Source organism: Marivirga tractuosa (assembly GCF_042140215.1).
In the GTDB taxonomy this organism is placed as follows: domain Bacteria; phylum Bacteroidota; class Bacteroidia; order Cytophagales; family Cyclobacteriaceae; genus Marivirga; species Marivirga tractuosa_A.
Genome location: NZ_CP159478.1, coordinates 2,299,800 through 2,322,604 on the forward strand (window position 1 = coordinate 2,299,800; position 22,805 = coordinate 2,322,604).

Consider the following 22,805-nt stretch of genomic DNA (forward strand, 5'->3'; position numbering starts at 1 on the left):
TACATCCATCTTCCAACTTCCAACTTCTAATCCCTCACATAAGCCTTAATTATCAAGTCCTGAGTAGGTGATGTCGGATCATTTGTAAATAAAGTTATTCTTTTAATTTGCGTGCCTCTTCTTCCATTTGAATTAAATGTCACATTGATTTCACCTGTTTCATTTGATTTATAATCCATTTTTTTCAGTTCTGAAACTGTGCAACCGCAAGTAGATTTGGTTTTCCTGATGTTTAAGGTATCCTTTCCTGTATTGGTAAATTTAAAAGCATGACTTAGTTTTTCACCTTCATCAATATGCCCAAAATCATATTCCAAGGTTTCAAATACAATATGAGGAGCATTGGCTAGCTCTTCTTCCGTCATTGGAGGAAAATACTCATTGATGGTGGCTATTACATTTAAAGCCTTGTTACTATTTTCCACTTCATCTGTAAAAATCGTTAAAGGATCATTCATAAATCCTAAATCATTTTTTATTTTAGGTAGATAATTAATCTCAATTTCCGCTGATTTTTTAGGAGGTATGATAGCTGGTAGCTTGGTTACTTTAATGAAATCTGCTGAAACAAATCTATCCAAGACGGTAATAGTATCTTCCGTTTGATTGTAAACCTCTATGAATTTACTCACTGGTTTTTCAGTAGTGATATTTCCAAAATTAATAAACTTACTTTTAAGTCTAACTCCACCTAATTCTGTATTAAACTCATCTTCAATAGTTTTAGGCTTTGGCTCAACATAACCTGATATTCTCAGAATTTTGGTTTCTGGTTCTCCAGAAGTCCTGACAGTAACTGTTTTAGCAAATTTCCCAGGTCTGTTCAAAGGGTTATAGGCTACTTCAATTTTACCAGTATCGCCTGGCATTAAAGCATCTTTTTCCCAAAAAGGGGTAGTGCAACCACATGAAGCCCTTACGGAAGTTAATTTAATTGAATCAGTTCCTGAATTAATAAATTTGAAGGTATATTGTGCAGTACCGCTTGCTTCTTCTATTGTTCCGAAATTATGGTTTTCTTCCAAGAATGTAATTTTAGCGGTATTATTTTGTGCATATACAGCAATGTGGAAAAAAAATACAAAAACAATCGCAAGGGTGCTTTTAAGCAAATGAATATTCTTCATAAATTCGTTTTTTTATTATAAACGAAGATACACATTTCTTCATTTTTTGATCCTTATATTTTACTTTGATTTCATGTCAAGTAAGAAATAGGGTGTTTGTTTAGTTTTTCAACTATCTAAAGTATTATTTAAAATGCCATTTAGAAATTTAAGTTTATTGATATTACGATTAGCTGGTGGGCTAATGATGCTCACCCATGGCTATCCTAAATTCATGAAATTGTTGTCAGGTGATTTCAGTTTTGCTGACCCCATTGGAATAGGCGAAGAAGTCAGCCTAGTTGCTACTGTTTTTGCAGAATTTATTTGTTCAATTTTAGTAGCTTTAGGGCTTTACACCCGTTTGGCAAGTGTGCCTATTTTGTTCACGATGTTGATAGCTGCTTTGGTAGTCCATAGTGGTGATCCTTTTGGCAGGCAAGAGCTAGGATTATTATATGCTGCCGTTTTTGCGGTTACGGCCCTTAATGGAGGTGGAAATTATAGTTTAGATAAGATCATTAGAAAGAAAAACATATAAAATGTCAAGAATTTTAACCGGTATCCAAAGTTCAGGTAAACCACATTTAGGGAATTTATTAGGAGCTATTATTCCAGCCATAAAATTATCCCAAGACCCGAAAAATGAAAGCTTTTTTTTTATAGCTGATTTGCATTCCTTAACTACTATTAAAGATGCTGAGGTAAGAAAAGAAAATGTAAATGCGGTGGCAGCTGCTTGGTTGGCTTTTGGCTTTGATACGGATAAAAATTTGTTCTACCGACAATCCATGGTACCTCAAGTAACGGAATTGAACTGGTATATGAGTTGCTACACACCATTTCCTATGTTGGCGAATGCCCATTCTTTCAAGGATAAATCGGATCGCTTGGCAGATGTAAATGCTGGGCTATTTACTTATCCTGTGTTAATGGCTTGTGATATTATTTTATATGATGCGGATTTAGTGCCAGTAGGTAAAGACCAAAAGCAACATTTGGAGATGACCCGTGATATTGCCAGTGCATTCAATCATAGATATGGAGATGTTTTTGTATTGCCAGAAGCCAGAATTGATGAGCAAATCATGACGATTCCGGGTACGGATGGTCAGAAAATGAGTAAATCTTATGGCAATACCATCGATATTTTCCAGACCGATAAAAAGCTGAGAAAAAATGTGATGCAAATCATCACTGACAGTACGCCAATGGAAGAACCAAAGAATCCGGATAACTGTAATGTCTTTAATATCTATAAACTATTGGCTTCTGATGAACAAGTAGCCGAAATGCGTAAAAATTATGAAGGTGGTAACTATGGTTACGGTCATGCAAAGCAAGCCCTTTATGAATTAATAGTTAATAAATACTCCAAAGAAAGAGAGCTTTATAACCACTACATGGAAAACTTAGATGAGCTCCATAAAAAATTGGAAAAAGGCGAAGAAAAAGCAGCCGAAATAGCAAGTAAGACTTTGGGTAGGGTGCGGAAAGTGTTGGGATATTGAAATGAGAACCTAGAGTCTAGATATTTTTTATTTTCAATATTTAACAAGTATAAAACAAGGGGTTTGAAATTAATCTTTTTTAAAATCATAAATCCAAAGTCTAGATTCTTGAATCTAGACTCTTGAATCTTTAATCATACAAATGGATCACATAATTAAAATTGCAGGGGAATTAAATGTGCGTCCCCAACAAGTAAAATCGGTAGTAGAATTATTAGATGGTGGTGCCACTGTGCCTTTTATATCCCGCTATAGAAAGGAAATGACAGGTAGCTTGGATGAGGTAGCTGTTGCTGATGTTCGAGATCGTGTGCAACAATTACGCGATTTGGATAAGAGGAGAGAAGCTATCCTGAAATCTATAAAAGAGCAGGAGAAGCTGACTCATGAGCTTGAAAAGGAAATTAATGCAGCCGAAACTATGGCTAAACTGGAAGATATTTACCTTCCGTATAAGCCAAAGAGAAGAACAAAAGCGACCATTGCCAGAGAAAAAGGTTTGGAGCCATTAGCCAAGCTAATTTACGAACAAGGAAGTATTGACTTAGAGCTTGAGGCAGGAAAGTATATTGACGAAGAAAAAGAAGTGGCCGATATAGAATCTGCACTGCATGGAGCCAGAGATATAATTGCCGAATGGGCGAATGAAAATGCTGAGCTTAGAGAAGATATCCGCGAATTATTTCTGGAAAAAGGAAAATTCCGTTCGAAAGTTTTAAGCGGAAAAGAAACGGAAGGGCAGAAGTATAAGGATTATTTCGAGTGGGAAGAAAATGTAAAAACAGCTCCATCTCACAGGATACTGGCGATGAGAAGAGGAGAGAAGGAGATGATCTTAATGCTGGATATCAGTCCGGAGGAAGAAGATGCTCTATTCATTATGGAAAAGCATTTTGTGAAAGCAGATAATGAAGCAGCTCAGCAAGTGAAAATGGCTTTAGCAGATGCTTACAAAAGATTATTGAAGCCAAGTATGGAAACTGAAATCCGTATTTTCACCAAGAAAAAAGCGGATGAAGAAGCTATCAAAGTTTTCTCAGATAACTTGAGACAATTGCTTTTAGCTGCTCCAATGGGACAGAAAAATGTGATGGCAGTTGATCCAGGCTTCAGAACAGGATGTAAATTAGTTTGTCTGGATAGACAAGGTAAATTATTGTTTAATGAAGCTATCTATCCAAATGAACCTCAATTGCAAACTACTAAAGCAGCAGCTTTAATATTACAGTTGGTAGAGAAATATAATGTTGAAGCCATAGCTATCGGAAATGGTACAGCTGGGAGAGAAACTGAGAAATTTATTAACTCCATTGGATTGCCTAAATCTGTAATGGTGGTGATGGTTAATGAAAGTGGAGCTTCTGTTTACTCGGCATCTGAAGTGGCAAGGGAAGAATTTAAGGATTACGATTTAACTGTCCGTGGAGCAGTATCTATCGGCAGAAGATTGATGGATCCATTGGCGGAATTGGTGAAAATTGATGCCAAATCAATAGGAGTAGGGCAATACCAGCATGATGTAGATCAGAATTTACTAAAAGCTGGATTGGATGATACTGTGGTAAGTTGTGTGAATAATGTTGGAGTTGAATTAAATACAGCCAGCAAACAATTATTAACTTATGTTTCTGGATTGGGTCCTTCCATAGCAGAAAACATAGTGAATTACAGAAATGAAAATGGTGCTTTCAAAAGTAAAGAGGATTTGAAAAAAGTCCCTCGATTGGGAGATAAAGCTTTTGAGCAAGCAGCAGGTTTCTTGCGTATCAGTGATGCTAAAAATCCATTGGATAGCAGTTCTGTCCATCCTGAGCGATATGAATTAGTAAATAAAATGGCCAAGGATGTTCAAGCTTCTATTACTGATTTGATGAGTAGCAAAGAATTGCGCGAGAAGTTGGACATGAAGAAATATGTAACAGAATCTGTAGGACTCCCAACTTTGCAGGATATCATGCAGGAATTGGCTAAGCCGGGTCGTGACCCTCGTGAGCAATTTGAAGCTTTTTCTTTTACCGAAGGAGTTAATGAAATCAAGGATTTGAAAGTGGGCATGAAATTGCCAGGTATTATTACCAATATTACCAATTTTGGTGCTTTCGTGGATGTGGGTGTTCATCAGGATGGTTTAGTCCATGTAAGCCATATAGCAGATAAATTTGTCAGTAATCCTGCAGATGTAGTGAATGTAGCGCAAAAGGTTGAGGTTACTGTTTTAGAAGTAGATGAAGCTAGAAAGCGAATTTCATTTTCTCTTAAGAAAGATCCTTTCAAACAACAGTCAAAAGAAGAAAAGCCAAAAGGAAAATTTAAAAAACAATCTGAAGAAAAAGCTCCTGAAGGTGATTTACAAGCTAAACTGGCGGCACTTAAAGGTAAATTTGGATGATGTAGGTTCAATAACACCTATCTTCTAAAAAGGAGGATAGGTGTTTTTTGTAGAATACTCTTTCAAATTAAAAACCGTGCATATTCTCCCTCCCAATCAAGCGAGTTGCGAAGCAAAACGCGTTCGAGGTGATCCAATGTTTTTAACCTAAGAAAATTTCCCTAACTAGTTTTTCGCTTCAGCGAAAAACTTTTTATTTTCTTATAATAGCGCGCGTTGCGAAGCAAAACGCGTGCTGTTTGCTATTTTGCGCGTACTGTTTGCAATTAGCACCATCTTTTTAGGAATGATAAGAATTGTATAATAGAATTTGTTTTTATATGTTCACTTATCAAAAATTAAAACCAAAACCATGTCAGAGAAATATAAATTCAACAATCCAGAAGGAATATATTTTGTAACATGCACTATAGTTTATTGGATAGATTTATTTACTAGAAAAGAATATAATCACATCATCATTGATACTTTAAAAAAATATCAAGAAAAGCGTAATTTAATCATTCATGCATTTTGTATAATGCCGAGCCATTTACATTTAATTATAAGTTCAAAAGATTCAAATGAAAGCCTAGGAGGTATCATGAGAGATTTTAAGAAATTAAGTAATAAGAAAATACTTGAGGAAATTAGTAATATAAATGAAAGTAGAAAAGAATGGCTATTAAGGGCTTTTCAAAATGCAGGAAAAAAATTGAAAAGAATTAAATCTAATAAGATGTGGCAGGATGGAAATCGACCTATTGAATTAGATAATAATTTTCTTCTGCAACAGAAACTAGATTATATCCATAATAACCCTGTAGAATCAGAGATAGTTGAAGAAGCGGTGGATTATAAATACAGTTCAGCAAAGGAGTATGCTGGAATAAGGAAAGGATTGTTGGAAATTGAACTATTGTGCTAAGCACGCGTTTTGCTTCACAACGCGCGCTATGGGCATATTATATTAGATAATTATAGGTCTGATTTACAATCTAAAGTAAGAATAACAGATTAATGAATTTCCAAGAAAAATTAAGGTCATTTTTAAATAGTCCACTTGTTAAAAATATTTTCATTTTTTATTTGGTATTTTGGCTTGTTCATTATCATTACATGATATTTTTACAGGTAATTATAAAAGTTTGTTTAATGAATTGTATTATCTACGTGGAACCGGTGGATACACTACCCCTCTTATTTTTTTTATAATTGGAGTTATATTTTTATTCATTTCAATTAAAAACTTGATTAATTTTTTTAGTAAAAAGTAATTTTAGGACAAGACATATTCATCAACCGAGCGCGTTGTGAAGCAAAATGCGTTCGAGAAGAGGCCTTAAATCCTAATTCCAACAAAGGATATGTCATCTGTTTGTTGTTGGTCACCTTTCCATTCAATCAATGCTTTTTCTAATTTATTTTTTTGCTTTTCAAGTGGAAGAAGTTTGATCTCATCCAACAATATTTTTAATCTTTTACGCATAAATTTCTTGTCATCTTTCCCTCCAAACTGATCCACATAACCATCAGAATGTATATAGATTTGAGTATCTTCTTTTAGATCGATATTAATATTTTTCGCCTGTTTTAAGTCTGGTTCTTTAAATCCACCAATTGAAAATCTCTCACCTTTAAACGTTTTCCAATCATTTTGTTGATAGACAAGTAAATCCATGCTGGCGCCAGAAAATGTTAGTTGATGATTTTTAAGGTCTATACATAAAAGCGCAATATCCAATCCATCATTAGAAGAGTTTTCTTTATACTGTAGACTATTTAAAACAGCCTCATCTAATAGGTTCAAAATTTTAGCACAATCGTTTTCATCCTGCTGTATGACAATGCTGTTCAAAAGATCATTCGCCATTACTGTCATAAATGCACCTGGAATTCCATGACCTGTGCAGTCTGCCAAGGCAAAGAATATTTTCCCATCCTTCATCGTAAACCAATAGAAATCACCACTTACTATTGATTTTGGTAGATAAAGCAAAAAGAATTCATGAAAAACTGTTTTAATCTGATTTAAATCTGGAAGTATAGCCTGCTGAATATGCTGTGCATACAATATACTTTTCATAATCTCAGAACTGGCTTCTTCCAGTGCAAGCTTTTGTTCTAGTATACTGTCTCTTTGCGCTTCTATTTCATCTCTATTATCCTTGATTTCGGATTTTTGAAGATTTATTTCTTCATTTTTCTGTTTGAGGAGTCGGTTAGATTTATTTTTAATTATATATCTATTGTAGCTAATGAAGGCCACTATTGCTAACAAAATCCCTAAGCCAGTGAGAAAGTAATTAGAATTTTTCCTTCTTGCTAATTGTAAGTTTGTGATTTCAGCCTTGTTCGTCAAAATTTGTATCTCTTTCTCTTTTGATTCAATTTCAAAATTCTTTTCTAACTGAGATACCTTGCTATTGAAGTCCTGATTAAATATGGAATCATTTAGGGCTTTATAATTCTTGTAGGCAATTAATGATTTTTCAAATTGTCTATTATGTTCGTAGATTTCTGAAAGTCCTTTATATGAATCTTTTAAAACATCCAGAGCCTGTACTTCATTGGCAGATTGGATTGCTTTTTCAAAATAATTTTGAGCATTTCTATAATTACTTAAAGCAAGGTAACTCTCAGCCAAACTTTTTATAATATAGGTTTTATCATAATGATTTTCTCCTTTTGGAACCGCTAATAATGCCTTTTCTATATAATAAATAGCGGAATCCGTTGTGCCGTAATCTTTATGAAAAATGCCAATATTATGTAATGAATTGTATATGCCGACTACATTATTTGATTTTTTGTCAATTTTATAGCATTGTCTGAAATAATTGATTGCTTTTTCAGGCTTTTTCATTTTCATATAAAGCAATCCTAAATTGCTCATGGTATTGGAAATGCCTGAAGAATCCTGGAATGATTCTTTAATCTTTAATGATTCTTTATAGTAATAGACTGATTTATCTAATCTCCCAATTTCATCATAGATAATACCCACATTATTCATGGCTCTTGAAAGGGATTGAGGATTATCCAAATCCTTTTCTAAATCTAATACAAGCAGAAAATAATCAAGAGTATTTTCATAATCTCCCAAGCCGTAATAGGCAATGCCAAGATTATTTAAAAGCTGAATTTCGGAATAATCATCTTCTATTTTTCTAGATAATTCTAATCCAAGCTGACCATAGAATATAGCTTGAGAAGGCTCTGATGTACTTAAGTTATAAAGTAAGTTTTTGTAAATATTAAGGCGGGTGCTGTCTTCAATGTCTTTATTTAATAGATTTTGAAGACTATCGGTTTTCTGATTTCCCAATAAAGGAATAGAGAAAATGAAAAATAAGAAAAATAATATTTTCACTCGCATATATTAGTTTTTCAAGCTAATGAGCTTCAATTTATTCTAATTTCATTTCCAAAACAATTATATAATGTTAATGATGAGGCTTTTTTAGAAAAATTAGATTGATCGATTATTCTCCTCGGTGAATACTAATTCTCTGGATACCAATCTCTTATTCTCACTTCTATATTATTATTTTCTGCATTCACCATAGTTTTGAATTTTTCTACATCTGCCAATCCACCCTGACCTCTAAAGTGAAATGGGTAAACAATTGCTGGTTTAAAGGCTAAAACAGCATCAGCAGCTTGGTCAATGGTCATAGTGTAAGGAATATTCATACAAACGAATGCAATATCCACATTCTCCAGCTCTCTCATTTCTGGAATGTCTTCTGTATCTCCTGAAATGTATATCACTTTGCCAGCAATATTGAGTAAATACCCATTTCCTCTACCTTTTGGGTGTCTTGAATCTTCTGATTCGGGCAGATTATACATGGGTAATGCAGTAATTTCTATCCCTTTAAATGCAGTGCTTTTATCATTATTTAAGATTTCAATTTCTGCATGGTCAATTCCTTCCATTTGCTGGGCAACGGCTTCAGGAACAATGAAATGAGAGTTAGTAGTATTGAGTGCTTTGAGTGTTTCTTTATTCAGATGATCTCCATGAATGTCTGTAATCAAGATTAAATCAGCATCCTTTAATCCTTCAAATCCATCTGCTCCTCCATAAGGATCTACATAAATAGTGAGTCCTTCATGCTCAATAGCTAAAGTACCGTGAACTATAGGATGAATTTTAATTTTGCCCTTTTTAGTTTTAATGACATCTTGACCAAATAAGCTAGTGCTAAATAGTACCAGAACGATGAGTAATAGATTTTTCATAATTTTTTCTTTTTCAAACTCTTCTCAAGAGCTTATTGTTAAACCGCTTATCATATTTATATCATTACTCTTTCTTGTTTACTGCAATCGTAACAATAACAATTAACTTTATCTTGCAGTAAACCAGATTTAAGAATTGATTTTCCTAATAATGCCCTCACTGATTCTTGAATTCCTTCTGTTATGCTTGGGTGGGGGTGTACACATTCTGCTAATTCTTCAATTCCCTTTTCCATGCTAATGAGCAAGGCTACAGTTTGAATGGCAGCAGAAGCTTGTTCGCCCACTACCCGCATTCCTAATATTTGCATTTCCTCATCATCAGTAACCAATAGTTTTATAAAGCCCTGCGTATTTCGCTTGGCAACTGCTCTGGCAATAGTTGAGTAATCAGTAGTCACCACTTTATAATTCAGTCCTTTTTCTTGAGCCGTTTTTTCATTATAGCCAACTCCAGCCACTTCAGGGTTCAAAAACATAATGGTGCTGATATTCTCATAAACCAATTTTTTCTTAGGCGAACCAAAGATTTTCTCTACTGCATATCTTCCTTCCAGCTCACCTACATTCACTAAATTGATATCAGCGGTTATGTCACCCACTGCAAAAATATTCTTAACAGAGGTTTTGGTATCATCATCTTCCACACCTCTTTGTCCCATTTTAACTGGAACGGCTTCCTTCCACAAGTTTTCATAGTTTGGCACTCTGCCAACAGAGACCAAAGCCTTATCCACCTCGAAAGTTTCCTGGTGGCCATCCGAAAAATCTAGGGTATAATGAACCTTTCCATCCTTTCTTTCCATATGGGATAAGGAAGAATTTCGATGGATATGTACACCTTGAGCTTCAAGGTTTTTCTCAATTACAGCCACCACATCAGGATCCTCAAAAGGAAGTATGCTATCTCCTTTATCAATTAAATAGACTTTCGTTTGGCCAAAACTGGAGAATATGGTGGCGTATTCACAGCCAATGACCCCTGCACCGACTATCACCATGCTTTCAGGGAAATCATTCATTTGTTCGATTCCATCACTGGTCAGAATGTGCTCCTCATCGATCGGAATATTGGGTAGGTATCTCGGTCTGCTACCCGTTGCGATAATGATATAGTCAGTTTCAACTGCTACTCGCTCATTTGAGGTCTCTACCTCTAGCAAATGCTCACTGATAATGGAAGCTTCACCTTCTATAAAATTGATGTAAGGAGAATATTTTGAACTGTTTTCGAGCTCGTGAAGATGACTATTTAGTAAATGTACTCTTTCTTTAACAGCATTTTGAACCTCGGTTTGAATTTCTTTCCAAACTGCTTTTGGTGGCTCCAGATTATAGCGATCTAAATTTTTACGGAAAGCCAGCATATCTCTTGAAAGTTCCCAAAGGGTTTTGGAAGATAAAGCACCATTGGTAATGCCAGCCCCACCCAGGATGTTTTTTTCAATCAATAAAGTTTTCTTTTTTAGATCGATTGCCCGCATTGCAGCAGCATAGCCAGAAGGGCCTGCTCCAATAATCACCAAGTCATAATGCTCCATAAACATGTTTTATTTATGTCACAATATAATAATTTATTGAGATTATAAAGGATATATTAAATCTAAGGTTTTGTAATAACCTTCTTAAATATAGATGCAGTTCAAATCGATATCATTGATAAAGCTTATGTAATTTTTCTGTTTTGCGAATCATTTGTTTGCTTCCTAAAAAAACAGACCATATAGCAATGACTAAAATCCCTATCATGCTAGCTGTCCAAATAGGATTCACTAAATCTAGCAGGAGAAACCTTAAGTTGAAAATAGTGACGGCTAGTATTGGTATAATACCAGAAGCCATTTTAAAACTTAGATAGGATTTTAAGTGTTTTTTTAATCTTCTGACTATAAAAATGTAAACCAGTGTAAAAATACAGAATCCAAAAAGAGAGCTAAGTATGATTTGATCAAAATACTGTGGGATTTTTTGTGAAATTAGATTTATGATGATAAAGATGAGTATTGGAATAATAATTTTAGAGGAAAACAGAATGTTTTTAGTGGCAGTCCAGTAGGAGCGTAAAAGTTCTTTATTCAATCGATTCGCAATCGACTCTTCAAAACTTTGAAAACCGAAAATCCCAAATGATTTATGGACTTCAGAAAAAGCTGTTTCTAAGTCTAATTCAGGTTTTCCTTCCATTTTATCTTCAATAGCAGAAGCTACATGGTCAATTATTTCATATTGAACATCGGTATGCGTAAATCCTCTCTTTGAGATCCATGATTTTATTTGGTCAATTTGTTCTGCTGATAGTTTCATAGATATTGTACTTTGATTTTAGTTCTGAATAATTTGAAGCCAATGTAGGCTAATGAAAAGAATAATAAGATCATAAACAGAGGTACTAATGGATATTGCACATAAAAATCTTGTCTAGGTTGATAAGGTTCTAAAATCAAGACAGGGAACATTGCTGACATATTGAAGATTGAGGTCGGTAGAATCAGAAAATGAGTAGTTGCACTTAAATGAGCAGAATTAAGTCTTTTATTTCCATATTTTTTTAATCTAGATAAGATATAACCGTAAGCAGGGATTCCCACAGTAAACGCTGAAAGAGGTATTAGAATACACCAAAAAATGAAATTCATAGGAAGTATTTCTATAAGTGTGTATCCTAATAAAATAACGACTAGAGTTGATATGATTTGTGGCCATCTCCAGAACTTTTTAAACTCTGAGAGATAGAGTTTATTTGCTGTTTTCATGGTTTTACCCACTAAATTCATATTGATACTCACAAGCTTAAAATAATCAAACTCTTGGTCTAAATTTTCTAAAGTGGTTTTGAAATCATTTTCACCTTTTTCATAAGTGGAGGCATAATGATCATATAATTCATTGTAAAGTTCAATGTACTGAATAGGTTTATTTGCAATATGTTCAGCCAATTGAGTTTTTTGCTCTGAAGTTAAAGTTTTCATAAGCCTTATTTTAGTTTAAAAATCATTTTAAAAGACGATGATTTCATAGGTATTGTACTCTTATTTTGCTACTAAATACTTTAAACCCAATGTATGCTGCAGTGAAAAACGTTATCATTAGTATTAATACTATTAAAGAATATTTCTCGAAGAATTGAATCCTTGAAAAAGAAGATTCTAAAGTCAAAATGGGTAGAAATATAGATAAATTAAAAATATTAGTTGGTAAGTTTAAATAATGCTGAGTAGCCTGAAAATGAGCAGACTCAAACTTTTTATTTCCGTGTTTTTTTCTTTGTCTTAAAATTTGCCCATATACAATTAAACCCACATTAAAGACCAATAGTGGAATTATGACATACCACAAAATAAATTTAATTGATAAGAATTCTAATAACATGAATCCTAAAAATAAAATACTTAATGTACTTATGATCTGAGGCCACCTCCAAAAGTTCTTAAATTCTTTCCAGTAAATCTCATTGACAGTCTTTTTAGTCTTTTTCAATAAATTGGCATTGATTCTTTTCACTCTTTGGTAGTGAAAATGCTCATCCAGTCTTTTTATGGTTTTTTCAAGAGTTTCTTCGCCATTCTCGTAAGCAGAGGCATAATGATCAAATAATTCATTGTAAAGCTCAATGTATTCAATTGGCTTTTTAGCAATGTGCTGAGCCAACTTCTCTTTTTGTTCGATTGATAAGGTTCTCATCAGCTTAATTTTAAGTTAAGTCCTAGAACGCGTTGCATATTCATTAGGAAAGCCTCCAATTCTTCCATTCTTTCAGCAGTGGCTTTCTTTCCATCTTCTGTAAGTCGGTAATATTTCCTTACCCTACCATCTACTTTTCTGCTTTCTGTAGTAAGCGTACCTTCAGCTTCTAGCTTATGCAGGGTAGGATAGAGGGCACCTTCCGTCAGCTTGATTTCATCCGAAGTTAGTTGTTTTACTTTCTGCGTAATTTCATAACCGTACATTTCACCCGAGCTTTGCAATAAATGCAAAACGATGGTGGACAGACTCCCTTTGATCAATTGCTGATTTGCCATAATGCAAGTATACAAAATTATCCTATGCATAAGCAAATTAGGTATAAAAAAATTCTTGATTATTTCGTTCTTATTTAAAACAATTCTAAATTTGGCTAGTCATTCATTATAAAATCAAATAAACATGAAATGAGCATAAATATTCGAGGGCGAATTTATACCAACCGCCTGATGAATATTTATCGCGAATTCCATGTGACCGTTGAAATCAAATAATATACACATGAATAAAAATGTATTAAGTGGTGGTTTAGCCATTATAGCCCTAGTAATTGGCATTATGAATTATATCAGTATTGCAGAGTTAAATACTTCTATAGAAAATGAACGAAGTGAAACTGTACAGAGCAGTATGGAAGAAGGAGAGGAAGAGGAACATTATGAATTAGCTAAAGCTATGACCTATATGCAGCGATATAGCCATAAGTTATATCTGGCAGGAAGCAATGAAAATTGGGAGCTATCTGAATTTTATGCTCATGAAATTGAAGAAACCATAGAAGAAATAGAAAAAGCGAAAGTAGTAGATGAAGGCTATGATATTTCTAAATTGGTAGGTACTATGACGAACCCCTCATTTGAAAAAGTGGAGCAATCGATCCACGATCAGGATGCCAAAGCTTTTGCTGACTCTTATAAATTATTAGTACAATCATGTAATGCATGTCATCAGACCACGGAGCATCAGTTTATTAAAATAGAAGTTCCGAAAAATGGGAATGCTTTTAATCAGGATTTTTCAAAGTAGATTGGTACACAGACCTGCTTGATTTAATCGTTATTAAAAGTATAAGGCCTTATATACTGGCGTAGCCCAATTTATAAGGCTTTTTTATTGACTATTATTTTCAGTAGATTGCTTGAAAATATAAAGCAAATAAGTGTACTAGGTGCATATATCTGCTGATATTGGCAGGTAAGTGTACCTTATGGTGTATTTAGCGAAACGTTGAACTAAACCGTTTCTTCCTGGAAACGGTAAAATGAGGTATGATTAAATTGTAATGGTAAACAAACAAGTTACCATTATGAAAACTCAAACAAAAAGCAATGCCTTAGAGCATCTCAAAAGAGAGCTGGAATTCCGGAATTACAGTTTTCGCACAGTAAACACCTATTGTTCACTGATGTCCCACATGGCCAAAGTGAGCAGTTTACCGCTCGAGACCATCACCCTTTCACAGTTTAAAGACTACCTTCACAAGGTAGTGATAGAAAAAGGCCTGTCAGCCTCTACTGTGAACCAGTACATCAGTGCATTTAAAATAGTGCAGACCGATGTTTTGGGAAGGGAGTGGGAAGATTTTAAGATTAGACGTCCTAGAAAATCTAAAAGGCTTCCGATCGTCCTCTCCATTGAGGAAATGGAAAGGCTGATCAACGTGAACCGCAACTTAAAACATAAGGCTATTATTATGTTGGCCTATTCATCAGGCTTGCGGAGAAATGAGCTTTTGAACCTGCTGCCTAATCATATCGACTCTCAAAGAATGCAGGTTCGGGTCATGCAGGGTAAAGGCAAGAAAGACCGTTACACATTACTCTCACGCAAGACACTTGAGGTACTGCGTATTTATTATAAATTTGCACGTCCCGAGAAGTACCTGTTTGAACCTCAAAACAGCAAAGGGAAGCCTCTGTCAGAAACCACTCTGGCTAAAATCGTAAAGAACAAGCTCGAACTTGCCGGTATTAAAAAAGCGGTGTCCTTCCATACCCTGCGCCACACTTTTGCCACACACCTGTTGGAGCAAGGCGTGAACTTACGGCTGATACAGCAATTTATGGGGCATACCTCGCTAAAGACCACTACGGCCTACCTGCATCTTACTAAGCTAGACCCAGCTAGTGTTTGCTCCCCTCTAGACAATATGAAAGTTTAAAAATGGTGCGATGGAAAACAAAAGACAGAAAACAGAACTGGCTGATATCTTCATTGAACACGCAGCGGATTATTTGAATACCGCAAAACTCTGCCCCGTACAAAAGAAAGCCTATCAGGCCATCACCCAATGCAGGAGTGCCTCTATGGGAGGGCATATTAACAGCTGTGATAATTGTGGGTACAATCAGCAGGCCTACAACTCGTGCAGAAACCGACATTGTCCAAAATGCCAATTTATAAGAAAGGCCAAATGGGTCGACAAACTGGCTTCAAACCTGCCTGCCACCAAGTATTTTCATTTGGTCTTTACCGTGCCTCACTGCTTGAACAAGCTGTTTTATATTAATCAAAAATTGACTTATGGCGCACTTTTTAAAGCAGCTGGCCAATCCTTGATGCAGTGCGCCAAAACCCCCAAGTATCTGGGGGCAAAGGCAGGTGCGGTATCAATATTACATACCTGGGGACAAAACCTGGATTATCACCCGCATATCCATATGATAGTGCCTGCGGGAGGATTGACCGAAGATGGAAGGGAATGGATTCCTTCCAACCCCAACTATTTCTTGCCCGTGAAGGTGCTAAGTGCTGTGTTTAGGGGTCTTTTACTCAAGCTGTTAGAAGCATCCTTCAAGAATGACCGGCTCAAAATACCTACAGGCACCCACTTTGAACAATTAAAACAGCAGTGTTATAAGACCAAATGGGTGGTTTACAGCGAAAAGCCTTTTAAATGCTCGGAAAATCTCATTAATTACTTAGGTAATTACACCCATAGGGTCGCCATAAGTAACCAAAGGATCAAAAGCCATCAAAATGGAAAGGTGAGCTTTTGGTATAAAGACTACCGTTGTGGTGGCTTGAAAAAAGTGATGAGCCTAGAGGCGAAAGAATTTATAAGAAGGTTCATGCAGCATGTCCTGCCTGACGGGTTTTGCAAAATCAGGTATTTTGGTTTTATGTCCTTGTCCAACCTTAAACAGGCCAGGGAAGACTGTAACCTTATCATTAATAAGGTCACCTACTTTCCTGTGCTGGAAGGGCTCAACGGCCTGGAAGTGTACAGGCAAATAACAGGGAACGACCCTGCTGAATGTCCTAAATGCAAGACAAAAAGTATGAAGGCAGTACCGTTGCCAAAACAGAAAACACCTGGCTAGTATTAAACTAACCGACAGTTCTTTGAAAGATTGTAGCTTTTACAAGAAGCGAGAAAAGCTTCAACAGGAAAACTACGTCTAATAAATAAAGCTTAGCATGAAACCGAGCCCTCAAAATCAGCATCCAACTGGCAAAAACCCTGCTATCTATTGGCAGGGTGAGGCTTCGGCAGCTAGTACACACATACAATGCCCATAGTCCCATCGGCTCAGTCCAACAACGTTTTATTCATCATTCTTAATGCTCTTAAATCACATTAACAGAAATGGGGATTTTATCTTTTTTTATTTACTTTTAGAGAACGATGAATAAAACGCTATAATGTTGTGTTTCATGCGAAAAAAAGCCAGCCGCACATTTTAGCACATTTGGTTTTTTCCAACGCTCTTTGCCACTCTGAGAAACCAAAAGAGCTAAAATCTCCCCACGCTCGGAGGATGATAATAATTCGAACGGTTTTTATATTGAAATACGAGATAGTTGAAAATTAAATATTATCTTGGAAGGATAATTTTAGACGGAAATGAACCGAATAAAGGAAGTGCTTGAAGAGAAAGGAATTAAGCAAACTTGGTTGGCTGAAAAACTCGGAAAGAGTTACAATATGGTTAATGGCTATGTACAAAACAGACAACAACCTAGACTTGAAATCCTAAATGAGATAGCTGACATTTTAAACGTTGATGTACGCGAATTAATAATATCAAATAAAGAGAAGTAATTATGCTTTCGAAAGAAATACAAAATAAAGTTCAAAACTTATGGGATCGGCTCTGGTCGTCAGGATTCTCAAATCCAATAGCAGCCATTGAGCAAATTTCCTATTTGTTATTCATGAAACGATTGGAAAATTTTAATTCTTCTGTTGATGATAATTATAAATGGAGTAATTACAGTAAACTCAAAAATGACAAAGAATTAGTTAATAGAGTTAAAAATGTCTTTCAGTTCATTAAAACTGAGTTAAGTAAGGAAGATGAACCTTTTGCTCAAGCAATGTCTAACGCTGCATTTGACATAGATAATCCAAACTTGCTTAGGAATGCCATTGAATTTATCGATTCTATATACGAGGATATCGATAATGAAATAAAAAACAAGAATCAGCATTTTCATGATATACAAGGTGACGTTTATGAGCATCTTCTAAAACACACATCCGAAGCTGGTAAAAATGGACAATTCCGAACTCCTCGGCATATCATTCATATGATGGCTGAATTGCTTGATCCAGATTTGGATGGTAAAATTTTGGATTTAGCATCTGGTTCGGGAGGATTTTTAGTTGGAGTTTATCAGTACCTAATCACCAAGTATTCTAAAACTGTTAAACCAGATGATGATGGTTTAATGAAAGGAATTGACGGAGATAAACTGACCAAAAACCAAAGAAAAAAATTAGAGGAAGATACTTTCTACGGTTTTGATATTGATAGAACTATGGTTCGCATTGGAGTTATGAACTTAATGATGCACGGCATCTCAAAACCTCATATTGTTTACTTAGACTCTCTATCTACTGCTTATGAAAAATGGGAAGCAGAACGTCTATCCGTGACTTTAGATCCAAAAGACAAAAAATCACTTGCTAACCCAGCTTTGCTTGGACAGTTTAAGTACATAATGGCAAACCCTCCATTCACAGGAAAAATTGATAGTCCAAGAGTAAGCGAAAATTTAGATCGTATTTATCCTCCTGCGTATGAAGACAGAGAAGAGACTAAACGCAAAAAACAAACAGTACAGTCTGAATTACTATTCTTGGAAAGGATGGTTTACATGTTGGAAGAAGGCGGACGAGCCGCTGTTATTGTACCGGAAGGAGTTTTATTCAACTCTGGAAAAGCACACAAAGCGGTTCGTGAAATTCTAATGACTGACTGTAATTTGGATGGTGTAATTTCTATGCCAAGTGGGGTATTTCAGCCTTATACAGGAGTCAAAACTTCTATCCTATTATTTACAAAACGTAAATGGAGAAACGGTTCTGACAAGCCACAAAACACAGAGGTATGGTTTTATGGAATGGACTCAGATGGTTACACTTTAGATTCTAACAGAAAAAGACTGAAAGAATCACCATTACCTAATGTAATAGATCATTGGAAAAACAGAACACAAGAAAATCAGTCTGATAGAAAATTGGTTCATTTTAGCATTCCTTTCGAAGAAATTAAAGACAATGGTTTTGAATTGAACTTCAACTTGTACAAGGACTTTGTCTATGAACCACAAGAGTTTGAACCCTCTGAAAAGATTCTAAAAAAAATTTCTGAACTGGAATTAGATATCAACCAAGGACTAGAAGAGTTAAGAAATTTTTAATGCTATGGAGTTTGTAGAATATACTATCGGTGAACTAGCATTAGAATTAAAAACAGGTAAAACCCCCCCCCACCTCCAATCCTGAATATTTTGATGGAGACATTGCTTGGATTGGCCCCTCAGATTTAAAGGGACAAAAACTTGCTGAGGACTCCGAAAGAAAAATTTCTGAATTAGCTCTTGAAGATAGAAAGGCTTTTCTATATCAACCAGGAACTGTTCTTATTTCTACGATAGGAGATATAGGGAAAACAGCAATTGTAAAAAAGCCTGTTGCATCAAATCAGCAGTTGACGGGAATACTTGTAAATGAAGACATCATTCTTCCTGAATTATTTTACTACTGGATTAGATTGAATAAAAGGATTTTGGAAAACAAGGCCAATACCTCTGTTTTATCTATGCTTAACAACAAACTCATCAAACGAATTAAAGTTGTTTTCCCAAAAGACTTTGAAGATCAATACAAGATCGTCGGTCGACTCAATCGAATTCAAGAGCTTATTGATAAACGAGTCGATACAATTAAATTACTAGACAATTACATCCGATCTGTTTTTTTAGAGATGTTTCTTGAAAAATCAGCAAAATGGAAATACAAATCTTTAAAAGAATCCAAAGGTGTTAAGAATAGAATTCAAGGTATAGGAAAAAAATCGAACTCTAGCGGGAGGGGAAAACCTATGCTTCGTATGAATAACCTAACATATTCTGGTGAAACTGATCTTAACGATTTAAAATGGATTGAGCTATCAGAAAAAGAAGAAAAAACGTTTCGCTTAGAAAATCGCAATGTTTTGTTCAACAGAACGAATAGCCCTGAATTAGTTGGGAAAATTGCGGTATGGAATCAAGGAACTGGATACACGTTTGCGGGATACTTAGTAAAACTAGAATTAAACGAAGACATTCTTAACCCTTATTATCTATCAGGCTTTTTTAATTCTGATTTTGGGAAAATGGTCTTAAGAAATAAAGCACGATTATCGGGAAACCTTGCTAACATAAGTGGGTCTAAGTTTCTTGAACAGCTTATTTTACTTCCTCCAATTGAATTACAAATAAAATATGAAGAAACCTATCTGAAATTTCAAGAAATCCGATCTCAACTAGAAAAACAACAAGAATTTCTACAGACGCTTTTTCTAGCTTATTTGCAAAGTTCTTTTAAGGATGAAGAAATAGATGAAGACGAAGTCTTTGAAACACTCTTGCATAACTTCACTAAAGAAGATTTGAAGCAAGGCAACCGATTAAAGTATTTGTTGAATTGGATTAATTGCAAAGAGCCTCGATTTGACAAGTTTGAATCTTATGATCTTGCTTGGGACAGGTTAAGAGAATTGCTAGAAGATGGAAGTATTGAACAGGTATTGGATGAAAATGAAATAAAACTCAAAGTTGCAGAATGAAGCTTCTAAAATTACATATCAACTCAGATTATGGAAGTATTAAAAAAGGATTCAAACTTCAATTCAGAGCACCATATGAAGATCAAATCCCTGATCAAATAGATTGGTCAGATTTTCACCCTTTTTGTTTTGCGGGATTAAATGGAAGCGGAAAATCAAATGTTTTAGAAGCACTTGCTAATATTTTCTATCATATCGAGAGTTGCGCAAATGTCAATCAACCCGAAAACTTTCAAGACAATTTTAAACCTGAAATTTGCAAACCCAATGCCTTTGAATTGGAATATTATATCTGTCAGGATAAAGAATATAAAATTGAAAATTTAATCAAGGTTTGTATTAGTAAGAAAGAAAAAAGTAAAAAGGAAGATGGTCTTCCAGTAATGACTTATCAGCCCTTTCCTTTTGAGAAAGAGCCTATTCCTGTTTCTGTCGTTGCAGAAAAGTTCGCCACAAAGCCTGCACCTGCAAAACGTTACTTACCAGATTTAGTGATAGGGTATTCTTCGGGTGAAAATGAAATTTTAAGTATTCCTTTTTTGAAAACTCGACTTCTTCACTTTGATGAATACCGAGTTGCTCTAGAAAAGAAAGCAGAATATAAAGAACCCGAAAGCAGCTTGCTATACGTTGATTACGAAATGAGTCAGGCGGTTCTTTTAGCCAATTTAGTCTTTCAGAAAAAAGAAGTCCTAGAACCTTTGCACAAAGAATTAGGAATTGCTGATATTATTCGTTTCCGAATGAATCTAAATCTGCACACCCATGAAAACAAAGAAATTCTTGAGCAATACAAAGAGGTTTTAGATGCTTTTAAACGTTGCGCAACGACATGTTACGAGGAGAAAAACAAACTAACTTTAGATTTCTGGATTAATTCAGCAAGCAAAGAAGCTTTCAAAGCCAACTTTTCAAACAACCCGTTTAAACTATTTCAGGCTTTTCAAATTCTTTACACCTTAAACTATCGAACTGTAAAGCCTGAAATTAAATCTGATGTATATCAATCAAAAGGATTTTATACGGATGGAAAGGTGCCAAATCCAGAACCTCAAGAAAAAGTCTTTTATTTTCTAGATTACTATATCAAGAAAAAATATCCTGATTCAGAAGAGGTCGTTCCATTACTCATGAAGAACCTGTCAGATGGAGAACAACAGTTTTTGCACACTTTGGGAATTTGTTTAATGTTGAAAGATAAGAGTGCTTTACTATTATTGGATGAGCCTGAAACACATTTTAACCCAAATTGACGTTCAAAATTTATCCGAACCGTAAAGAGGAGTTTAGATCACTCACAAAGCAACAACCTAATGACGGATATCCTGATTACATCTCACTCGCCTTTCATTATTTCAGATTGTTATCCTGATAAGGTAATTGCTTTTGAAAAGGGAAAACAACCCATAAATGCCAGGGATATGAACTTTAGAACTTATGGTACTTCTGTTGATATCATCATGGAAAACATATTCAAAAAACGAAACACTATTGGCGACCTTTCAAGAAAAGAAATAGAAGACATCCAGAAGGAAATTTCGAAAAGAAAGAAATTATCTGCAAAAGAAGTTCAGGAATACAAAATGCGCACAAATCATCTAGGAGATTCTATGGAGAAGATACTATTGTTCACACGACTAAATGAATTAGAAGATACTGATGCTTAAAGTCTATAAGCCCATATCACACGATATCTACAAAGTTCATAACTTGATTGAGTATTTGGTTAATGAAGTATGGTGTAAGGCAGATAAAAAGCAATGTAAAAGCAAACTCAATGACGAACTAAAAGCCTTGTACGAAGATCAACCTTGGTTTCAAGAACAGGTTAAGGCCATTTACAAAGTTTGTAAATCACTAACAACTCAGGAAAAAGGGGGTTTTAAAAAAGCGTTTGCTAATAATAATAAGATTGAAGAACTCTGTGATGGAACAATTACTCCAATAGCACTGAGCACTTTAAATAAAGACTTAGTTAAAGTGGTCAAACCATTCTTCAAAGAATTATACACAAGATTTTTAGGTTGGAAAGTGATTCGAGATACATATGGAGAAAAGAAAACTTATTATGATGAATTGAACTTGAAAAATGGTTTCATTGATTGTCCTTGCTGTGGTTTCGGAGACCTAAAAACAATTTATTCAAAAGGACGATCAGCATTTGACCATTATCTTCCACAAAAACACTACCCCTTCTCTTCAACCAACTTTAACAATCTGGTTCCAATCTGTACAACTTGTAATTCAGATGAAAAAGGAGAAGTGGATGTGCTCAAGGAGGGCAAGCCTGTTTATTATCCCTTTGCTAAAACTCATCCAAGTATTGAAGTAACTGTTGATGTGGATAAAAAAGCCCTAAAAAAACTGATTGAACCAACGGATGGTCTAAAAAACAAAATCACTAAATCAGAAATCAAAGTAGATTTTAACCTGAAAGATGATAAAACTGAATCGTGGGATAGAATATTTGACATCAAATCAAGATACTTTGAAAGAATAAGTAGTAATCGAATTAGTTGGTTTACTAAAGTTGACAAACACTACAGAAAATATAAAGAAAAGATTAATGATTACTCAGTGGAAAATGCATTTGATGACATAATAGAGGATGATTCTGATGATCAACTGGGCTTTTTAAAAGCCCCATATTTAGAGAGTTTAAAATCAAATCCGTATTTGGTGAAAGCGATTGGAGAGGTGGCTGGAAGCTCGAAAATTAATGATTAGCCAACACAAGTTCAAGCACATTGCAATCCTCGTTCCTGCGGTT

General features: G+C 35.0%; 21 protein-coding genes. 13 read left to right on the forward strand and 8 right to left on the reverse strand.

Translation table 11 applies throughout. From position 1 onward, the window contains the following. Window positions 1–26 precede the first annotated feature (26 nt). Complete coding sequence (locus tag ABWH96_RS10445; RefSeq protein WP_375581397.1) at window positions 27–1,127, reverse strand: DUF1573 domain-containing protein; 1,101 nt, start codon at window positions 1,125–1,127, stop codon at window positions 27–29. 133 nt (window positions 1,128–1,260) lie between these two features. On the opposite strand from ABWH96_RS10445, the gene ABWH96_RS10450 reads away from it, so the two are divergent. The 4 genes from ABWH96_RS10450 to ABWH96_RS10465 all read left to right on the forward strand — a co-directional run bounded on the left by ABWH96_RS10450 (window position 1,261) and on the right by ABWH96_RS10465 (window position 5,913). Next, on the forward strand, window positions 1,261–1,647 hold the full coding sequence (locus ABWH96_RS10450; protein ID WP_375581398.1) for a DoxX family protein: 387 nt from the start codon (window positions 1,261–1,263) through the stop codon (window positions 1,645–1,647). A 1-nt stretch (window position 1,648) separates the two neighbouring features. Beyond that, window positions 1,649–2,617, forward strand: coding sequence for a tryptophan--tRNA ligase (gene trpS / locus ABWH96_RS10455; RefSeq protein ID WP_375581399.1), 969 nt, complete (start codon window positions 1,649–1,651; stop codon window positions 2,615–2,617). Window positions 2,618–2,759: 142 nt separating this feature from the next. Continuing rightward, window positions 2,760–5,006: a Tex family protein gene (locus ABWH96_RS10460; RefSeq protein ID WP_375581400.1), complete on the forward strand. Its 2,247-nt coding sequence runs from the start codon at window positions 2,760–2,762 to the stop codon at window positions 5,004–5,006. 352 nt (window positions 5,007–5,358) lie between these two features. Continuing rightward, complete coding sequence (locus ABWH96_RS10465; protein ID WP_375581401.1) at window positions 5,359–5,913, forward strand: transposase; 555 nt, start codon at window positions 5,359–5,361, stop codon at window positions 5,911–5,913. Window positions 5,914–6,327: 414 nt separating this feature from the next. Here ABWH96_RS10465 and ABWH96_RS10470 read toward each other — a convergent pair whose 3' ends face one another. The 7 genes from ABWH96_RS10470 to ABWH96_RS10500 all read right to left on the reverse strand — a co-directional run bounded on the left by ABWH96_RS10470 (window position 6,328) and on the right by ABWH96_RS10500 (window position 13,252). After that, window positions 6,328–8,364: a tetratricopeptide repeat protein gene (locus tag ABWH96_RS10470; protein WP_375581402.1), complete on the reverse strand. Its 2,037-nt coding sequence runs from the start codon at window positions 8,362–8,364 to the stop codon at window positions 6,328–6,330. A gap of 125 nt (window positions 8,365–8,489) precedes the next feature. After that, entirely contained in the window at window positions 8,490–9,233 is a 744-nt protein-coding gene (locus ABWH96_RS10475; RefSeq protein ID WP_375581403.1) for an MBL fold metallo-hydrolase, read from the reverse strand. Between the two features lie 56 nt (window positions 9,234–9,289). After that, window positions 9,290–10,774 carry a dihydrolipoyl dehydrogenase family protein gene (locus ABWH96_RS10480; RefSeq protein ID WP_375581404.1) on the reverse strand — a complete coding sequence of 495 codons (1,485 nt, stop codon included), beginning with the start codon at window positions 10,772–10,774 and terminating at the stop codon, window positions 9,290–9,292. 112 nt (window positions 10,775–10,886) lie between these two features. Next, window positions 10,887–11,537: a hypothetical protein gene (locus ABWH96_RS10485; protein ID WP_375581405.1), complete on the reverse strand. Its 651-nt coding sequence runs from the start codon at window positions 11,535–11,537 to the stop codon at window positions 10,887–10,889. After that, window positions 11,534–12,202 (reverse strand): hypothetical protein, encoded by a 669-nt coding sequence (locus ABWH96_RS10490; RefSeq protein WP_375581406.1) that lies wholly within the window; start codon window positions 12,200–12,202, stop codon window positions 11,534–11,536. Before ABWH96_RS10490 ends, ABWH96_RS10485 begins: the two co-directional genes overlap by 4 nt. Before the next feature lie 43 nt (window positions 12,203–12,245). Continuing rightward, the gene (locus tag ABWH96_RS10495; protein ID WP_375581407.1) at window positions 12,246–12,914 is read right to left on the reverse strand and encodes a hypothetical protein; all 669 of its coding nucleotides are present in this window, start codon (window positions 12,912–12,914) and stop codon (window positions 12,246–12,248) included. Next, entirely contained in the window at window positions 12,914–13,252 is a 339-nt protein-coding gene (locus ABWH96_RS10500; RefSeq protein WP_375581408.1) for a PadR family transcriptional regulator, read from the reverse strand. Before ABWH96_RS10500 ends, ABWH96_RS10495 begins: the two co-directional genes overlap by 1 nt. 223 nt (window positions 13,253–13,475) lie before the next feature. Between ABWH96_RS10500 and ABWH96_RS10505 the strand changes: the two genes are divergently transcribed. The 9 genes from ABWH96_RS10505 (at window position 13,476) to ABWH96_RS10545 (ending at window position 22,762) form a co-directional block, all read left to right on the forward strand. Next, window positions 13,476–14,000, forward strand: a complete 525-nt coding sequence (locus tag ABWH96_RS10505; protein ID WP_375581409.1) for a hypothetical protein — start codon at window positions 13,476–13,478, stop codon at window positions 13,998–14,000. A gap of 280 nt (window positions 14,001–14,280) precedes the next feature. Then, a complete protein-coding gene (locus ABWH96_RS10510; RefSeq protein ID WP_375578887.1) occupies window positions 14,281–15,135 on the forward strand; it encodes a tyrosine-type recombinase/integrase in 855 nt (284 codons plus the stop codon). A gap of 10 nt (window positions 15,136–15,145) precedes the next feature. Continuing rightward, window positions 15,146–16,297, forward strand: coding sequence for an IS91 family transposase (locus ABWH96_RS10515; RefSeq protein ID WP_375581377.1), 1,152 nt, complete (start codon window positions 15,146–15,148; stop codon window positions 16,295–16,297). Window positions 16,298–16,821: 524 nt separating this feature from the next. Beyond that, the gene (locus tag ABWH96_RS10520) at window positions 16,822–17,019 is read left to right on the forward strand and encodes a helix-turn-helix domain-containing protein (RefSeq protein ID WP_375581410.1); all 198 of its coding nucleotides are present in this window, start codon (window positions 16,822–16,824) and stop codon (window positions 17,017–17,019) included. 2 nt (window positions 17,020–17,021) lie between these two features. Continuing rightward, window positions 17,022–18,623 carry an N-6 DNA methylase gene (locus ABWH96_RS10525; RefSeq protein ID WP_375581411.1) on the forward strand — a complete coding sequence of 534 codons (1,602 nt, stop codon included), beginning with the start codon at window positions 17,022–17,024 and terminating at the stop codon, window positions 18,621–18,623. 110 nt (window positions 18,624–18,733) lie between these two features. Continuing rightward, window positions 18,734–20,035, forward strand: coding sequence for a restriction endonuclease subunit S (locus ABWH96_RS10530; protein ID WP_375581480.1), 1,302 nt, complete (start codon window positions 18,734–18,736; stop codon window positions 20,033–20,035). After that, window positions 20,032–21,288, forward strand: coding sequence for a restriction system-associated AAA family ATPase (locus ABWH96_RS10535; RefSeq protein ID WP_375581412.1), 1,257 nt, complete (start codon window positions 20,032–20,034; stop codon window positions 21,286–21,288). Before ABWH96_RS10530 ends, ABWH96_RS10535 begins: the two co-directional genes overlap by 4 nt. 60 nt (window positions 21,289–21,348) lie before the next feature. Then, window positions 21,349–21,702, forward strand: a complete 354-nt coding sequence (locus ABWH96_RS10540; RefSeq protein ID WP_375581413.1) for a hypothetical protein — start codon at window positions 21,349–21,351, stop codon at window positions 21,700–21,702. Then, complete coding sequence (locus tag ABWH96_RS10545; RefSeq protein WP_375581414.1) at window positions 21,695–22,762, forward strand: hypothetical protein; 1,068 nt, start codon at window positions 21,695–21,697, stop codon at window positions 22,760–22,762. The genes ABWH96_RS10540 and ABWH96_RS10545 overlap by 8 nt, the downstream gene beginning before the upstream one ends. Window positions 22,763–22,805: the final 43 nt, after the last annotated feature.

Coding starts and splice junctions, on each gene's coding strand:
- ABWH96_RS10495 (WP_375581407.1), bottom strand. CDS start 12,914: ATGAGAACCTTATCAATCGAACAAAAAGAGAAGTTGGCTCAGCACATT.
- ABWH96_RS10460 (WP_375581400.1), top strand. CDS start 2,760: ATGGATCACATAATTAAAATTGCAGGGGAATTAAATGTGCGTCCCCAA.
- ABWH96_RS10480 (WP_375581404.1), bottom strand. CDS start 10,774: ATGGAGCATTATGACTTGGTGATTATTGGAGCAGGCCCTTCTGGCTAT.
- ABWH96_RS10540 (WP_375581413.1), top strand. CDS start 21,349: ATGACGGATATCCTGATTACATCTCACTCGCCTTTCATTATTTCAGAT.
- ABWH96_RS10510 (WP_375578887.1), top strand. CDS start 14,281: ATGAAAACTCAAACAAAAAGCAATGCCTTAGAGCATCTCAAAAGAGAG.
- ABWH96_RS10450 (WP_375581398.1), top strand. CDS start 1,261: ATGCCATTTAGAAATTTAAGTTTATTGATATTACGATTAGCTGGTGGG.
- ABWH96_RS10475 (WP_375581403.1), bottom strand. CDS start 9,233: ATGAAAAATCTATTACTCATCGTTCTGGTACTATTTAGCACTAGCTTA.
- ABWH96_RS10485 (WP_375581405.1), bottom strand. CDS start 11,537: ATGAAACTATCAGCAGAACAAATTGACCAAATAAAATCATGGATCTCA.
- ABWH96_RS10535 (WP_375581412.1), top strand. CDS start 20,032: ATGAAGCTTCTAAAATTACATATCAACTCAGATTATGGAAGTATTAAA.
- trpS (WP_375581399.1), top strand. CDS start 1,649: ATGTCAAGAATTTTAACCGGTATCCAAAGTTCAGGTAAACCACATTTA.
- ABWH96_RS10490 (WP_375581406.1), bottom strand. CDS start 12,202: ATGAAAACTTTAACTTCAGAGCAAAAAACTCAATTGGCTGAACATATT.
- ABWH96_RS10500 (WP_375581408.1), bottom strand. CDS start 13,252: ATGGCAAATCAGCAATTGATCAAAGGGAGTCTGTCCACCATCGTTTTG.
- ABWH96_RS10515 (WP_375581377.1), top strand. CDS start 15,146: ATGGAAAACAAAAGACAGAAAACAGAACTGGCTGATATCTTCATTGAA.
- ABWH96_RS10545 (WP_375581414.1), top strand. CDS start 21,695: ATGCTTAAAGTCTATAAGCCCATATCACACGATATCTACAAAGTTCAT.
- ABWH96_RS10525 (WP_375581411.1), top strand. CDS start 17,022: ATGCTTTCGAAAGAAATACAAAATAAAGTTCAAAACTTATGGGATCGG.
- ABWH96_RS10470 (WP_375581402.1), bottom strand. CDS start 8,364: ATGCGAGTGAAAATATTATTTTTCTTATTTTTCATTTTCTCTATTCCT.
- ABWH96_RS10445 (WP_375581397.1), bottom strand. CDS start 1,127: ATGAAGAATATTCATTTGCTTAAAAGCACCCTTGCGATTGTTTTTGTA.
- ABWH96_RS10465 (WP_375581401.1), top strand. CDS start 5,359: ATGTCAGAGAAATATAAATTCAACAATCCAGAAGGAATATATTTTGTA.
- ABWH96_RS10520 (WP_375581410.1), top strand. CDS start 16,822: ATGAACCGAATAAAGGAAGTGCTTGAAGAGAAAGGAATTAAGCAAACT.
- ABWH96_RS10505 (WP_375581409.1), top strand. CDS start 13,476: ATGAATAAAAATGTATTAAGTGGTGGTTTAGCCATTATAGCCCTAGTA.